Below are 16876 nucleotides of genomic sequence, written 5' to 3'. Positions count from 1 at the left end.
TCCACGCAATGTCGAACGACAGCAAGCTCGTTGACTACCTCAAGTGGGTCACGGCAGATCTGCACCAGACCCGCCAACGGCTGCTGGAAGTCGAGGCCGGAAAGCAGGAGCCCATCGCCATCGTGGGCATGTCCTGCCGGCTGCCGGGCGGGGTGCGGTCGCCGGAGGACCTGTGGCGGATGCTGCACGAGGGACGTGACGGCATCACTGCGTTCCCGACCGACCGTGGCTGGAACCTCGACGCCCTGACGGGCGACGGCGGTGATGGCGGTGGCGCCAGTGCCACCGTCGAGGGCGGCTTCGTCGACGCGGCCGGCTTCGACGCCGACTTCTTCGGCATATCGCCGCGCGAGGCCGTGACGATGGACCCGCAGCAGCGGCTGCTGCTGGAGAGCTCCTGGGAGGCGCTCGAGCGCGCGGGCATCGCCCCGGCCTCCCTCCAGGGCAGCAAGACGGGCGTCTTCGTCGGCACCAACGGTGTGGACTACGCGGGCGTCGTGATGAACTCGCAGGAGGACGTGGAGGGCCACGGCGGCACCAGCCTCGCCGGCAGCGTCCTCTCCGGACGCGTCTCGTACACCTTCGGGCTGGAGGGCCCGGCGGTGACGGTCGACACGGCGTGCTCGTCGTCGCTCGTCGCCCTCCACCTCGCCTCCCACGCGCTGCGCAACGAAGAGTGCTCGCTGGCGCTCGCCGGCGGTGTGACGGTCCTGTCGACGCCGATGGGCTTCTCGGGCTTCAGCCGCCAGGGCGGTCTGGCGGCGGACGGCCGCTGCAAGGCGTTCGCGGACTCCGCCGACGGCACTGGCTGGTCGGAGGGCGTCGGCGTGCTCGTCCTGGAGCGCCTGTCGGACGCCAAGCGCAACGGGCACCGGATCCTGGGCGTGATACGCGGTTCCGCGGTGAACCAGGACGGCGCGTCGAGCGGCCTGACGGCGCCGAACGGCCCGTCGCAGCAGCGCGTCATCCGCCAGGCGCTGGCCAGCGCGGGCCTGTCGATGGCCGACGTGGACGCGGTCGAGGCGCACGGTACGGGTACGACGCTGGGTGACCCGATCGAGGCGCAGGCGTTGCTGGCGACGTACGGTCGTGAGCGGGATGCGGACCGGCCGCTGTGGCTGGGTTCGGTGAAGTCCAACATCGGCCATACGCAGGCCGCGGCCGGTGTTGCCGGAATCATCAAGATGGTCATGTCGATGCGGCACGGCGTCCTGCCGAAGACGCTGCACGTCGACCAGCCCTCCACTCACGTCGACTGGTCGGCGGGCGCGGTGGAGCTGCTGACGGAGGAGCGGGCGTGGCCGGAGGTGGACCGGCCGTGGCGCGCGGGTGTGTCGTCGTTCGGTATCAGCGGCACGAACGCGCACGTCATCGTCGAGCAGGCCCCGGCGGACGAGCCCGCCGAAGAGCCGGCTTCGGCCCCGGCGGCGCCGTCGCCGACCGTGGTGCCCTGGCCGGTGTCCGGCAAGACCGAGGCCGCCCTGGCGGCGCAACTGGAGCGGATCACGGCCCTGGTGGGCACGGGCTCGCCGGCGGACATCGGCCACTCGCTGGCCACCGGCCGTTCCCACCTCACCCACCGCGCCGTGCTGCTGGCCGGCGGCGACGAGGCGCATGAGGTCGCGCGCGGCGTCACCGGGGACGTCGAGGGCAAGCCGGCGTTCTTGTTCTCGGGTCAGGGGTCGCAGCGGCTGGGGATGGGGCGGGAGTTGTACGCCCGGTTCCCGGTGTTCGCGGGAGCTCTGGACGAGGTGACGGCTCGTTTCGACGGGTTGCGGGACGTCATGTTCGGCGATGACGCCGAGGCGCTGAACGGGACGGGTTTCACTCAGCCTGCGCTTTTCGCGCTCGAAGTGGCGTTGTTCAGGCTGGTGGAGTCGTGGGGAGTGCGTCCGGACTTCGTCGCCGGTCATTCGATCGGTGAGATCGCTGCCGCGCACATCGCCGGTGTCTTCTCTCTTGAGGACGCGTGTTCCCTCGTCGCGGCCCGGGCCAGGCTGATGAACGCGCTGCCTTCCGGCGGCGCGATGGTCGCCGTGCAGGCGTCCGAGGACGAGGTCGCGGGTCGACTGGTCGAGGGCGTGTCCATCGCCGCCGTCAACGGTCCGACGGCTGTCGTCATCGCCGGTGACGAGGCCGCTGCCCTGGCCATTGCGGCAGGTTTTGCTGCTGAGGGTCGTAAGACCCAGCGGCTGTCCGTGAGCCACGCCTTCCACTCGCCGCTGATGGACCCGATGCTGGAGGACTTCCGCCGGGCCATCCAGGGGCTGTCCTTCCAGGCACCTACCATTCCCCTCATCTCCAACGTGACGGGTGAGCTCGCTTCGGCCGAGCTCGTCGCCACCCCCGACTACTGGGTCCGCCACGTCCGGGAGGCCGTGCGTTTCGCCGACGGTGTCCGTGCGTTGAGCGAGGCAGGTGCTACGGCCTTCTTCGAGCTCGGCCCGGACGGTGTGCTCACTGCCCTCGCCCAGCACACCCTCGACGCCGACCAGGATCTGGTCTCCGTCCCGGCTCTCCGCAAGGGCCGCCCGGAAGAGACCGCCCTGCTCACCGCCCTCGCCCAGCTCCACGTCTCCGGTGTCGAGGTCGACTGGGCGGCCTGGTTCGCCGGTACGTCCGCCCGCCACGTCGACCTGCCCACGTACGCCTTCCAGCACGAGCGCTTCTGGCCCCGCCCCGCCGCCCTCACCGGCGACGTCACCGGTGCCGGGCTGATGCCCGCCGGGCACCCCCTCCTCGGTGCCACGCTCGCCCTCGCGGACTCCGAGGAGGTGCTGTTCACCGGCAAGCTGTCGCTGCGCACCCACCCGTGGCTGGCCGATCATGTCCTGGGCGACTCCGTGCTGTTCCCCGGCACCGGGTTCCTGGAGCTGGCCCTGCGTGCCGGGGACCAGGTCGGTTGCGACCGGGTGGAGGAGTTCGCGCTCCTCGCCCCGCTGGTGCTGCCCGAGGAGGGCGCGGTCCTGATCCAGGTGCTGGTCGGCGCGCCCGACGAGTCGGGCGCCCGTGCCCTGACCGTCCACTCCCGTCCGGACGACGCCCCCGGCCGGCCGTGGACCGAGCACGCCACCGGCACGCTGACGACGGGCGAGCGTGTCGCCGCCTTCGACGCGACGGTCTGGCCGCCGCAGAACGCGGTGGTCGTCGACCTCGAGGAGTTCTACGGGCGGACCGAGTACGGGCCCGTCTTCCAGGGGCTGCGGTCGGTGTGGCTGCGCGAGGGCGAGGTGTTCGTCGAGGCCGCGTTGCCCGCCGACGCCGCCGGGGACGCCGGTGCCTTCGGCCTTCACCCGGCCCTGCTGGACGCGGTGCTGCACGCCCACGGCTTCGCCGGTGTGGGTGACGAGCACCACCTGCTGATGCCCTTCGGCTGGAGCGGTGTGTCGCTGCACGCCGGCGGGGCGTCCGTGGTGCGGGCCCGGCTGGCGCGGGCCGGCGACGAGTCGGTGTCCATCGCGGTCGTCGACGTCGAGGGCGCCCCGGTGCTGTCGGTGGAGACCCTCGCCTTCCGCGCCCGGTCCGCCGTCGTGTCCCCTGCCGCCGCCGCTCGTAGCGCCGAGCACGACGCGCTCCTGTCGCTCGACTGGATCCCCGCCCCGGACGTGGCCGCGGTCGCGGCGGTCAAGGCCGTGTCGCTGGGCACCGACGGGCCGGGCCTCGGCGCGACCGTCGCCGGCCTGGCCGACCTCGACGGCGACGAGGACCTGGTCCTCGTCCACGTCTCCGGTACCTCCGACGGCGCCGCCACGCCCGGCGACGTTCCCGCCGTCGCCCACGAGCTGACGACCCGTGTCCTCCACCTGCTCCACGACTGGCTCACCCAGCGCCACTCCGAACGCTCCCGTCTCGTCTTCGTCACCCGTAACGCCGTGTCGGCCGACGACGGCGAGGCCGTGGCGGACATCGCCGCGAGTGCCGTATGGGGCCTGGTGCGCTCGGCGCAGTCGGAGCACCCCGGGCGGCTCGTCCTCCTCGACCTCGACGAGGCCGCCGACCTCGCCCCGCTGCTGCCCGTCCTGCCGGCTCTGCTCGCCACGGACGACGCCCAGTTCGTCGTACGCGACGGCCTCGTCCGCGTGGGCCGGCTCGACCACCTGAGCGCGGCCGCCGGTCTGCTGCCGCCCGCCGGGGTGCCGTGGCGGCTGGACACGGCCGCCAAGGGCAGCCTGGACGGGCTGGTGCTCGCTCCGTGCCCCGAGACGCTGGCGCCCCTCGCGCCCGGACAGGTCCGGGTCGGGGTCGAGGCCGCCGGTGTGAACTTCCGTGACGTGCTGAACGCCCTGGGCATGTACCCGGGTGAGGCAGGGCTGCTGGGCGCCGAGGCCGCCGGTGTCGTCGTCGAGACCGGGCCCGAGGTCACCGGTGTGCGGGTGGGCGACCGGGTCATGGGCATGGTGCCCGGTGGCTTCGGCACCATGGCCGTCGTCGACGAGCGGTTCCTGGCGCGGGTGCCGGAGCAGTGGACGGCGGAGGAGGCGGCGTCGGTGCCGCTGGTGTTCCTCACCGCCCTCTACGCGCTGAAGGACCTGGCCGGGATGCGGGCCGGGCAGTCGATCCTGGTCCACGCGGGCGCCGGCGGCGTCGGCATGGCCGCGATCCAGCTGGCCCGGCACCTGGGCGTCGAGGTGTTCGCCACCGCCGGCGAGGCCAAGTGGGACACCCTTCGTGAACTGGGCGTCCCCGACGACCACATCGCCTCCTCCCGGACCACCGATTTCGAGCAGCGGTTCCTCGCGACCACGGGCGGACGCGGCGTCGACGTCGTCCTCAACGCCCTGGCCGGCGAGTTCGTGGACGCCTCCCTCCGCCTCGTGGCCCCCGGGGGCCACTTCCTGGAGATGGGCAAGACCGACGTCCGTGACCCCCGGTCCGTGACCGGGATCGACGGCGCCGAGGTGCGGTACCGGGCCTTCGACCTCGTCGAGGCCGGGCCGGACCGGATCCAGGGGATGCTGTCCGAGCTGCTCGGGCTGTTCGCCGAGGACGCGCTGCGGCCGCTGCCCGTTGCCACCTGGGACGTCCGCCGGGCGCGCGAGGCCTTCCGCCACATGAGCCAGGCCCGCCACATCGGCAAGATCGTCCTCACCATGCCCCGCGCCTGGGACCCCGAGGGCACCGTCCTCATCACTGGCGGCACCGGCGGCCTCGGCGGCGTGCTGGCCCGCCATCTCGTCGCCGAACGCGGCGTCAAGCACCTGCTGCTCGTCAGCCGCAGCGGCCCGGAGGCCACGGGCGTGGCGGAGCTCCGCGAGGAGCTGACCGCCGCGGGCGCCGAGGTCGCCGTCGCCGCCTGCGACGTGGCCGACCGCGACGCGCTCGCCGCCGTGCTGGCCGGGATCCCGGCCGCCCACCCGCTGACAGCGGTGATCCACACGGCGGGCATCCTCGACGACGGCGTCGTCGCCTGGCTGACCCCGGAGCGGCTCTCCTCCGTCATGTCCCCGAAGGTGGACGCGGCCTGGCACCTCCACGACCTCACCAAGGACCTCGACCTCGCCGCCTTCGTCCTCTTCTCGTCGATCGCCGGAGTCACCGGCGCCGCCGGACAGGGCAACTACGCCGCCGGCAACGTCTTCCTCGACACGCTGGCCCGGCACCGTACGGCCCTGGGCCTCGCCGCCCAGTCCCTGTCGTGGGGCGCCTGGACGCAGTCGACCGGTATGACGGGCACGCTGTCCGAGGCCGACATGAAGCGCATCGCCTCGTCCGGGGTGCCGCCGCTGACCGTCGAGCAGGGCCTGGCGTTCTTCGACGCCGCCGGGATCTGCGACGCCGCCCACCTCGTCGCCATCGGCGCCGTCTCCGGCCCCGTCCGGGTGGCCGGACCGGTCCCGCCCGTTCTGCGCGGCCTGGTGAAGACGACCCGGCGCGCCGCCGCGACCACCGCCGCCGGCGCGGGCACGGCCGCCGTGCTCACCCGCCGGCTGGGGGAGCTGCGCGAGGACGAGCGCCTCCGCTTCGTCGTGGACCTCGTACGGGCCGAGGCGGCCGCCGTTCTGGGCCACGCCTCCGCCAAGGCCGTCGGCGACCGGCGTGAATTCCACGACCTGGGCTTCGACTCGCTGACTGCCGTCGAGCTCCGCAACCGGCTCAGCACCGCCACCGGCCTGCGGCTCTCCGCGACCCTGGTCTTCGACTACCCCACGCCCACCGCGCTCGGCGAACACCTGCTGGCCCTGCTGCTGGACGAGCACGACAACGCCGACACGCCCGCGCACACCGGCGCCGCGGCCGTCGACGTCGCCGACGACCCGATCGTCATCGTCGGCATGGCGTGCCGGCTGCCGGGCGGCGTGAACTCGCCGGAGGACCTGTGGCGGCTCGTCGCCCAGGGCGGCGAGGGCATCTCCGACTTCCCCACCGACCGCGACTGGGACCTCGACACCCTGCTGGGCGGCGACGACCGGGACGGCGGCCGGGGCCGCAGTGCCACCTCGCGGGGCGGCTTCCTCCACGGCATCGCCGACTTCGACGCCGACTTCTTCGGGATCTCCCCGCGCGAGGCCCTCGCCATGGACCCGCAGCAGCGGCTCCTCCTCCAGACCTCGTGGGAGGCGTTCGAGCGGGCCGGGATCGCACCCGAGAGCCTGCGCGGCAGCCGCACCGGCGTCTTCGTCGGCACCGGCGGCCAGGACTACACGATGCTGGTGATGAACTCCGACGACGACGTCGAGGGCCACACCAGCACCGGCCTCGCCGCGAGCGTCGTCTCCGGACGCGTCTCGTACACCTTCGGCCTGGAGGGCCCGGCCGTCACCCTCGACACCGCGTGCTCGTCCTCCCTGGTGGCCCTGCACTGGGCCGCGCAGGCCCTGCGCTCGGGCGAGTGCTCGCTGGCGCTGGCCGGCGGTGTCACCATCATGTCCACCTCCGTCGGCTTCCCGGGCTTCACCCGCCAGGGCGGGCTCGCCGCGGACGGCCGCTGCAAGGCCTTCTCCGACACGGCCGACGGCACGGGCTGGTCGGAGGGCGTCGGCATGCTCGTCGTGGAGCGGCTCTCCGACGCCCGCCGCAACGGCCACGAGGTACTGGCCGTCCTGCGCGGCTCGGCCATCAACCAGGACGGCGCCTCCAACGGCCTCACCGCCCCCAACGGGCCCTCCCAGCAGCGCGTCATCCGCCAGGCCCTCGCGAGCGCCGGACTGTCGACGGCCGACGTCGACGCCGTGGAGGCGCACGGCACGGGCACGACGCTGGGCGACCCGATCGAGGCCCAGGCCGTGCTGGCCACCTACGGCCAGGGCCGTGCGGAGGGACAGCCGCTGCTGCTGGGCTCGATCAAGTCCAACATCGGCCACACCCAGTCGGCCGCCGGTGTCGCGGGCGTCATCAAGATGGTCATGGCGATGCGCCACGGGACCCTCCCGAAGTCCCTGCACATCGACGCGCCGTCCTCGCACGTCGACTGGACGGCCGGTGACGTGCGGCTGCTCACGGAGGAGCAGGCCTGGCCCGAGACGGGCCGGCCCCGCCGGGCGGCCGTGTCGGCGTTCGGCATCAGCGGCACCAACGCGCACACGATCCTGGAGCAGGCCCCGGCACCCGAGCCGAAGGACGGGGCGGAAGAGCGGGACGGCCGGTCCGACGCCATGACGGCCGTCGCGTGGCCCGTCTCGGCCAAGTCGGCCGACGCGCTGGACGCCCAGCTGGAGCGGCTGCGCTCCTGGGTGGCCGAGCGGCCGGAACTGACGCCCGCCGAGGTCGGTTTCTCGCTGGCGGCCGGCCGGTCGGCCTTCGACCACCGCGCGGTGCTGCTGACGGACGCCGACGGCCGGACGGCCGAGGCGGCACGCGGTAGCGCCGCCTCGGCCGGGTCGCTGGCCGTGGTGTTCTCGGGCCAGGGCTCGCAGCGGGTCGGGATGGGCCGGGAGCTGTACGCCCGGTTCCCGGTCTTCGCGGAAGCGCTGGACGCGGTGACGGCGCTGCTGGACGCGGAGCTGGAGCGTCCGCGTCCGCTGCGCGAGGTGATGTTCGAGGGCGACGCGGCCCTGCTGGACGGGACCGGCTTCGCACAGCCCGCGCTCTTCGCACTCGAAGTGGCGCTGTTCAGGCTGGTCGAGTCGTGGGGAGTACGTCCGGACCTCGTCGCCGGTCACTCCGTCGGCGAGATCACGGCGGCGCATGTCGCGGGTGTGTTCTCGCTGGAGGACGCCTGCAAGCTCGTCGCGGCCCGCGCCCGGCTGATGGGCGAACTGCCCGCCGGCGGTGCGATGGTCGCCGTCCAGGCGTCCGAGGACGAGGTCGAGGTCCTGCTGACCGCCGGCGTGTCGATCGCCGCTGTCAACGGCCCCGACGCCGTTGTCATCGCGGGTGAGGAGTCGGCTGTTCTGCGGATCGCGGAGGGTCTGGCCGCCGAGGGCCGCAAGACCCAGCGGCTGTCGGTGAGCCATGCGTTCCACTCGCCGCTGATGGACCCGATGCTGGAGGACTTCCACCAGGTCGTCGAGGACCTGACGTTCGGCGAACCCCGCATCCCCCTGATCTCCAACGTCACGGGTGCCGTGGCCGCGCCGGGCCTGCCGCGCTCGGCGGACTACTGGGTGAGCCACGTCCGCGAGACCGTCCGCTTCGCCGACGGCGTACGGGCGCTGGCGGCCGAAGGCGCCACCGCCTTCCTGGAGCTGGGCCCGGACGGTGTCCTCACCGCCCTCGCCCGGCACAGCCTCGACGGGACCGGGGCCGTCGTCTCCGTACCCGCCCTGCGCAAGGGCCGCCCCGAGGAGACCACGCTCGTCACCGCGGTCGCCGAGCTGTACGCGGCGGGCGTCGACGTCGACTGGGCCGCGCTGTTCGACGGCACGGGCACCCGGCGGGTCGAGCTGCCCACGTACGCCTTCCAGGGCCGGCGCTTCTGGCCCCGGCCCGCGGCGGCCGGCCCGGTGGACTCCGCCGGCGACCCGGTCGACCAGCGGTTCTGGGCCGTCGTCGAGGGCGAGGACCTCGACGTCGACGGCCTCGCCGCCGACCTCGACGTGAGCGCCGAGGCCCTCGGCGCCGTCCTGCCCGCCCTGTCCACCTGGCGCCGCCACCGGCGCGGCCAGGCCATGCTGGACGCCATACGCTTCCGCGAGGCGTGGAAGCCGCTGTCCGGTGGTACGCCCGGCCGCCGCCCGGCGGGCACCTGGCTCGTCGTCGCCCCGGCCCCCACCGCCCTCGCCCCCGCCGACGAGGCGTGGGCCACGGCCGTGACCGAGGCCGTCGGGGCCGACACGATCCGCCTCGACATCGACCTCGCCCCCGGGGCCACCGCCCCGGACCGGGAGGCCCTGGCGGAGCGGCTGCGTGAACTGGCCGACGCCGGCACGCCCTTCGCGGGCGTGATCTCCCTGCTCGCGCCCTTCATGGACGGCGCGGTCGCCTCGACCGCCGTCCTCCTCCAGGCCCTGCGCGACGCGGGTGTCACGGCCCCGCTGTGGTGCGTGACGCGCGGCGCGGTCTCCATCGGCCGCTCGGACCGGCTCACCGCCCCCGAACAGGCGGGCGTCTGGGGCCTGGGCCGGGTGGCGGCCCTGGAGTACCCGGCGGAGTGGGGCGGCCTCGTCGACCTCCCCGAGGACCTCGACGACCGGACCGCCCACCGCCTCGCGGGCGTCCTGACCGGCTCCGACGGCGAGGACCAGATCGCCGTGCGCTCCTCCGCCGTGTACGGCCGCCGGCTGGCGCAGACCCCCGCGGGCGCGCCGGACGACGGCTGGGAGCCCAAGGGCACCGTACTGATCACCGGCGGTACGGGCGGCCGCGGCGGACGGATCGCCCGCTGGCTGGCCGAGGCGGGCGCGCACCACCTCGTGCTCGTCGGCCGCCGGGGCGAGGAGGCGCCCGGCGCCGCCGGACTCGCGGCGGAACTGCGCGAGCTGGGTGCGAAGGTCACCGTCGCCGCCTGCGACGCGGCCGACCGCGACGCGCTCGCGGGCGTGCTCGCCGCCGTCCCCGAGGACGCGCCGCTGACCGCCGTGGTGCACGCGGCCGGCGTCGTCGACGACGGCGTACTGGCCGACCTCACCCCCGAACGGTTCGCCGCCGTCCACCGCGCGAAGGTCGCCGCCGCCCTCCACCTGGACGAGCTGACGCGCGACCACGACCTCGCGGCCTTCGTGCTGTTCTCGTCCGTCGCGGGCACCGTCGGCAGCGCGGGCCGCGCCACCCTCGCCGCGGCCAACGCGGTCCTCGACGCCCTGGCCGCCCGGCGCCGCGCCGAGGGCTTCACCGCGACCTCCCTGGCCTGGGGCGCCTGGATCGGTGACGAACCGTCGGGCGACGGACAGCCGATCGGGAACCCCCAGCAGCCGTACCCCGCCGTCCACCCGGACCTGGCGATCGCCGCCGTACGGCAGGCCGTCACCCGGCCCGAGCCCGGCCTCGTCCTCCTCGACCTTCAGCAGCCGCGCGTCCTCGACACCCTCCTCGGCGTCCGGGACAGCGCCCTGTTCAAGGACCTGCCGGGCATCCGCACCACCCGTACGGAGACCACCGCTTCCCGTGAGGAGAGCGACTCGGCCGGCTCCGCCCTGCGGCAGCGGCTGCGGCGACTGCCCGCGCCCGAGCGGCTCGAACCGCTCGTTGCCATGGTCCGGACGCACGTGGCGGCCGTTCTCGGCCACGCCGACGCGGCGGCCGTCGAATCCGACCGGAAGTTCCGCGACCTCGGCTTCGACTCGCTGACCGCGATCGAACTGCCCAACCGGATCAACCTGGCCACCGGCCTCCACCTCTCGGCCACCACAGTCTTCGACTACCCCACGTCCACGGCGCTCGCCGAGCACCTTCTCGCCCAGCTGTCCGACGGAACCGGGGCAGAGGACGAGCTGGGCACCGCCGACGGCGGCGGCCTGCCGGAGGCGTTCTCGCTCGCCGATGACCCGATCGCGATCGTCGGCATGGCCTGCCGTCTGCCCGGCGGGGTGACCTCGCCGGAAGACCTGTGGCGACTGGTCTCCGAAGGACGCGACGGCATCAGCCCCTTCCCCGCCGACCGCGGCTGGGACCTGGAAACCCTGCGCACCGGCGGCCCCGGCGGCCGGGGCCGCAGTGCCACGCTGGAAGGCGGCTTCCTCGACGGGGTCGCCGGCTTCGACGCCGGATTCTTCGGCATCTCGCCGCGCGAGGCCCTGGCCATGGACCCGCAGCAGCGGCTCCTGCTGGAGACCTCCTGGGAGGCCTTCGAACGCGCCGGGATCGCCCCCGAGAGCCTCCACGGCAGCCGGACCGGCGTCTACGTCGGCACCAACGGCCTGGACTACGCCCAGCTGGTGCTGAACTCCCGCGAGGACGTCGCCGGCCACACCGGCACCGGCCTCGCCAGCAGCGTGATCTCCGGCCGGATCTCCTACACCTTCGGCCTGGAGGGCCCCGCCGCCACGCTCGACACCGCGTGCTCGTCCTCCCTGGTGGCCCTCCACTGGGCCGCGCAGGCCCTGCGCGACGGCGAGTGCTCGCTGGCCCTGGCCGGCGGCGTCACCGTGATGACGACCCCGGCGAGCTTCGCCGGCTTCACCGTCCAGGGCGGCCTGGCCCCCGACGGCCGCTGCAAGGCCTACTCGGACGCCGCCGACGGCACCGCCTGGTCCGAGGGCGTCGGCATGCTCGTCCTGGAGCGCCTCTCCGACGCGCGCCGCAACGGTCACACGGTGCTGGCGGTCGTCCGGGGCTCCGCCGTCAACCAGGACGGCGCCTCCAACGGCATCACCGCCCCCAACGGCCCCTCCCAGCAACGCGTCATCCGCCAGGCCCTGGCCGCCGCGGGCCTCAACGCCGCGGACGTCGACGCCGTCGAGGGCCACGGCACGGGCACCCCGCTCGGCGACCCCATCGAGGCCCAGGCCCTCCTCGCCACCTACGGCCAGGAGCGCCCGGCCGACCGGCCGCTGCTGCTCGGCTCGCTCAAGTCCAACATCGGCCACGCGCAGGCCGCGGCCGGCGTCGCCGGCGTCATCAAGACCGTGCTGGCACTGCGCCACGGCGTCCTGCCGAAGACGCTCCACCTCGACGAGCCGTCCTCCCACGTGGACTGGTCGGCGGGTGCGGTGGAACTGCTGACGGAGGCGCGGGCCTGGCCGGAGGTCAGCCGTCCGTGGCGTGCGGGTGTGTCGTCGTTCGGCATCAGCGGCACCAACGCGCATGTGATCGTGGAGCAGGCTCCTGAGGTTGGTGTTGATGCTGGTGCTTCGTCTGATGGGCTGGTGCCGTGGGTGGTGTCGGCCAAGTCGGAGGGAGCGCTGGCGGAGCAGGTGGAGCGCCTGACGTCCTCGGCGGATGGCGATGCGGTTGACGTCGGATTCTCGCTGGCGGCGGGGCGGTCGGTCTTCGACCACCGCGCGGTGCTGCTGGCAGGGGACGAGGTGGCTCGCGGGGTCGCCGTGGACCGGTCGCTCGCGGTGCTCTTCTCGGGCCAGGGCTCGCAGCGCGCGGGCATGGGCCGGGAGCTGTACGAGCGCTTCCCCGCCTTCGCGGAGGCCTTCGACGCGGCGGCGGCACTGCTGGACGCGGAGCTGGAGCGTCCGCTGCGGGACGTCATGTTCGGCGAGGATGCCGAGGCGCTGAATGGGACGGGCTTTACTCAGCCGGCGCTTTTCGCGCTCGAAGTGGCGTTGTTCAGGCTGGTGGAGTCGTGGGGAGTGCGTCCGGACTTCCTCGCCGGTCACTCCATCGGTGAGATCGCCGCCGCGCACGTTGCGGGTGTGTTCTCTCTTGAGGACGCGTGTGTCCTCGTTGCGGCGCGTGCTCGCCTGATGAACGCGCTGCCTTCCGGTGGTGCGATGGTGGCTGTGCAGGCGTCGGAGGACGAGGTCGTGCCTCGTCTCACCGCTGATGTCTCGATCGCCGCTGTCAATGGCCCCGATGCCGTTGTCATCGCGGGTGAGGAGTCGGCTGTTCTGCGGATCGCGGAGGGTCTGGCCGCTGAGGGTCGTAAGACCCAGCGGCTGTCCGTCAGCCATGCGTTCCACTCGCCGCTGATGGATCCGATGCTGGAGGACTTCCGCCGGGCCATCGAGGGGCTTTCCTTCCAGGCCCCCACCATTCCCCTGATCTCGAACGTGACGGGCGAGCTCGCCTCGGCCGAGCTCGTCGCCACCCCCGAGTACTGGGTCCGCCACGTCCGCGAGGCCGTCCGTTTCGCCGACGGTGTCCGTGCGTTGAGCGAGGCGGGCGCTACCGCCTTCTTCGAGCTCGGCCCGGACGGTGTCCTCACCGCCCTCGCCCAGCACACCCTCGACCCCGACCGGGATCTGATTTCCCTCCCGGCCCTGCGCAAGGACCGCCCCGAGGAGACCGCTCTCCTCACCGCCCTCGCCCAGCTGTACGTCTCCGGTGTCGAGGTCGACTGGGCGGCCTGGTTCGCCGGTACGTCCGCCCGGCGCGTCGACCTGCCCACGTACGCCTTCCAGCACGAGCGCTTCTGGCCCCGCCCCGCCGCCCTCAGCGGTGATGTGACGTCGGCGGGTCTGGTGCCCGCGGACCACCCCCTCCTCGGTGCCGCGGTGTCGCTCGCGGAGGCCGGCGGGGTGCTGTTCACCAGCCGGCTCTCGCTGCTGGTGCACGGCTGGCTCACCGACAACACGGTGGGCGAGGCGGTCGTCATGCCCACCGCCGGGTTCGTGGAGATCGCGGTGCGCGCGGGCGACCAGGTCGGCTGCGACCGGGTCGAGACTCTGACCGTGACGAAGCCGCTCGCGCTCACCGGCGCCTCCGCGCTCGCCCTCCAGGTGTGGATCGGCGCGCCGGACGAGGCGGGGGCCCGCCCGATCCGGGTCCACTCCCGGCCCGAGGACGCCCTCGACCAGCCGTGGACCGAGCACGCCACCGGCCTCCTCGCCTCCGGCGAGCGGGTCGCGGACCTGGACGTCTCCACCTGGCCGCCCACCGGCGCCACGGCCGTCGACCTGGACGGCTTCTACGACGCCACGCACTACGGCCCGGCCTTCCAGGGCCTGCGGGCGGTCTGGGTCCGCGGCGACGAGGCGTTCGTCGAGGCCGGGCTGCCCGGGGACGCCGCCGACGACGCCCGGTACTTCGGGCTCCACCCGGCGCTGCTCGACGCGGTCATCCACGCCGCCGGGTTCGCGGGCGGCGCGGACGAGGACGTGATCCCGCAGGCCGCCGAGTGGAGCGGGGTCTCCCTGCACGCCGCCGGCGCCTCCGTGCTGCGCGCCCGGATCGCCCGTACCGGCGAGGACACCGTGTCCCTCGCGGCGGTCGACGCCGATGGCGCGCCCGTTCTCTCGGCGGAATCCCTGACGCTGAGTGCTCCTTCGGCGGAGATCACCGCTGCCCGAGGACGCGATCCGCTGTTCCGCGTGGACTGGATCCCGGCGCCCGAGGTACGCGCCGACCGGAGCGTACGGTCGGTGACGCTCGGCACCGGCGCCGACGGGACCGTGTCCCTGGCGGGCGTCGAGGGCGACGAGGACCTGGTCCTCGTCCACCTCACCGGAAACCTCTCCGGCACCGCCGACGACGGCGACGTCCCCGCCGCCGTGCACGCCCTGACCGGCCGTGTCCTCCAGCTCCTCCAGCAGTGGCTGGCCGACGACCGGTACGCCGCCTCCCGGCTCGTCTTCGTCACCCGTGGCGCCGTGGCCGCCGGGGCGGGCGACGCCGTCGCGGATCTGGCCGCCGGTACGGTCTGGGGCCTGGTGCGCTCGGCGCACGCGGAACACCCCGACCGGTTCGTACTGGTGGACCTCGACGCCGACGCCGACCTGTCCTCGCTGCTCCCGGTCCTGCCGGGCCTGCTGGCCAGCGGCGACGCCCAGTTCGTCGTACGTGGCGGGGAGGCGCGGGTGGGCCGGCTGGCCCAGCTGCCCGCCACCGCGGACCCGGCCCGGCCTACCGGCGAGTCGCCCTGGCCCGTCGACGGGACCGTGCTCATCACCGGTGGTACGGGCGCCCTGGGCGGGCATCTCGCCCGGCGGCTCGCCGCCTCCGGCGTACGGCACCTGCTGCTGACCAGCCGGCGCGGCCCCGCCGCGCCCGGCGCCGCCGAACTGGCCGAGGAGCTGCGGGCGCTGGGCGCGGAGCCCACCGTCGCCGCCTGTGACACGGCGGACCGCGACGCGACCCGCGAGCTGATCGGATCGATCCCCGCCGCCCATCCGCTGACCGCCGTGATCCACACGGCCGGTGTCCTCGACGACGGTGTGATCACCTCCCTGACCCCGGACCGGCTCTCGGGCGTCCTGCGCCCGAAGGTCGACGCCGCGTGGAACCTCCACGAGGTCACCCGGGAGCTGGGCGCCGACCTGGCCGCCTTCATCACCTTCTCGTCCGTCGCGGGCACCATGGGCAGCCCCGGCCAGGGCAACTACGCCGCCGCCAACGTCTTCCTGGACCTCCTCGCCCGGCGCCGCCGGGACCAGGGTCTCGCCGGGATGTCGCTGGCGTGGGGACCGTGGGCCCAGGACGCCGGTATGACCAGCAAGCTCAGCGAGGCCGACGTCCAGCGGATGCAGAGCGGCGGCATGCCGCCCCTGACGGTCGAACAGGGCCTCCACCTGTTCTTCTCCTCCCTCGGCTCCGACGAGTCGCTGGTGGTGCCGCTGGGTCTGGCCGCCGGGACCATGCGGCCCGTGGGCGACGTGCCGCCGCTCTTCCGCGGCCTGGTCAAGGGCGGCCGGCGCGCCGCCGCGACCGCCGCGGGCGGCTCCGGCACCCCCGCCTCGTTCACCCGGCGACTGCTGGAGATGCCGGAGGCCGACCGCGTACGGCACGTCGTCGACGTCGTCCGCACCGAGGCGGCGGCCGTCCTCGGCCACGCCTCCGTCGAGGAGATCGGCGAGCGGCGCGACTTCTACGAGCTGGGCTTCGACTCCCTGACCTCGGTGGAGCTCCGCAACCGGCTCGCGGCCGCCACCGGACTGCGGCTGCCCGCGACCCTCGTCTTCGACAGCAAGACCCCCGCCGACCTGGCGGCCTGGCTGCGCAGCGAGCTCGCCTCGCAGCCCGGCCCGGACGGCACCACGGAGGGGGAGGGGCTGCGGATCCCGTCCGGCGAGCCGGAGATCGACTCGCTGGAGCGGCTGTTCCTCGACGCGATGACCAACGGCAAGATGCCGGAGGCGCAGAAGATGCTCGCGACCGTCGCGGCGCTGCGCCCGACGTTCGAGGCGACGGCCGAGCTGGAGGACCTGCCGCTGCCGGCGACCCTCGCCGAGGGCCCGGACGGGCCGAAGCTGATCTGTGTGAGCGCGCCCACCGCCAACGGCGGCGTCCACCAGTACGCCCGGCTCGCCGCGCACTTCCGGGGCCGGCGGGACGTGTCGGCGCTGCCGCTGATCGGCTTCGCCACCGGTGAGCGGCTGCCCGCGACGCCCGAGAGCGCCACGCGGGTGATCGCGGAGAGCGCGCTGCGCGCCAGCGACGGCGCTCCGTTCGTCCTGGTCGGCCACTCCTCCGGAGGCTCGTTCGCCTACGCGGCCGCCGGGCTGCTGGAGAGCACCTGGGGCATCCGGCCGGAGGCCGTGGTCCTGCTGGACACCCTCAGCATCCAGCACAACAGCGACGAGGGAGTCGACTACGCGGGCATGATGCGGCTCAACTTCGCGGGCCGCGACGCCTCCCCGGTGCGGATGACGAACTCCCGGCTCTCGGCGATGGGCCGCTGGATGGTCCTGCTGAACCGGCTGGAGGTGCAGCCGACCACCGCGCCCGTCCTGATGATCCAGTGCGACCGGCAGCTGCTGGGCACGGAGTCGGAGGCGCTCGGCACCGGCGGGGAGGCCGGCGGACAGCAGGAGCCGCTGATCCCGTCGGCGCACGTCCGCATGGTCGACGCCGACCACCTGTCCATGGTCCGTGAGGACTCCGCCACCACGGCCGCGATCATGGAGGACTGGCTGGGGACGATCACCGGCGCCTGACGCACGACCACGGCGGG

At 74.1% G+C, this 16876-nt stretch carries 1 protein-coding gene; it reads left to right on the top strand.

Features of this window, described 5'->3' with window-relative positions:
* Window positions 1-8 precede the first annotated feature (8 nt).
* Window positions 9-16859 (top strand): type I polyketide synthase, encoded by a 16851-nt coding sequence (locus RM609_RS01375; protein WP_311607167.1) that lies wholly within the window; start codon window positions 9-11, stop codon window positions 16857-16859.
* Window positions 16860-16876 lie beyond the last annotated feature (17 nt).

The sequence above is a fragment of the Streptomyces hesseae genome (genome assembly GCF_031845785.1).
In the GTDB taxonomy this organism is placed as follows: domain Bacteria; phylum Actinomycetota; class Actinomycetes; order Streptomycetales; family Streptomycetaceae; genus Streptomyces; species Streptomyces hesseae.
This window is presented reverse-complemented; position numbering and strand designations above follow the sequence as displayed.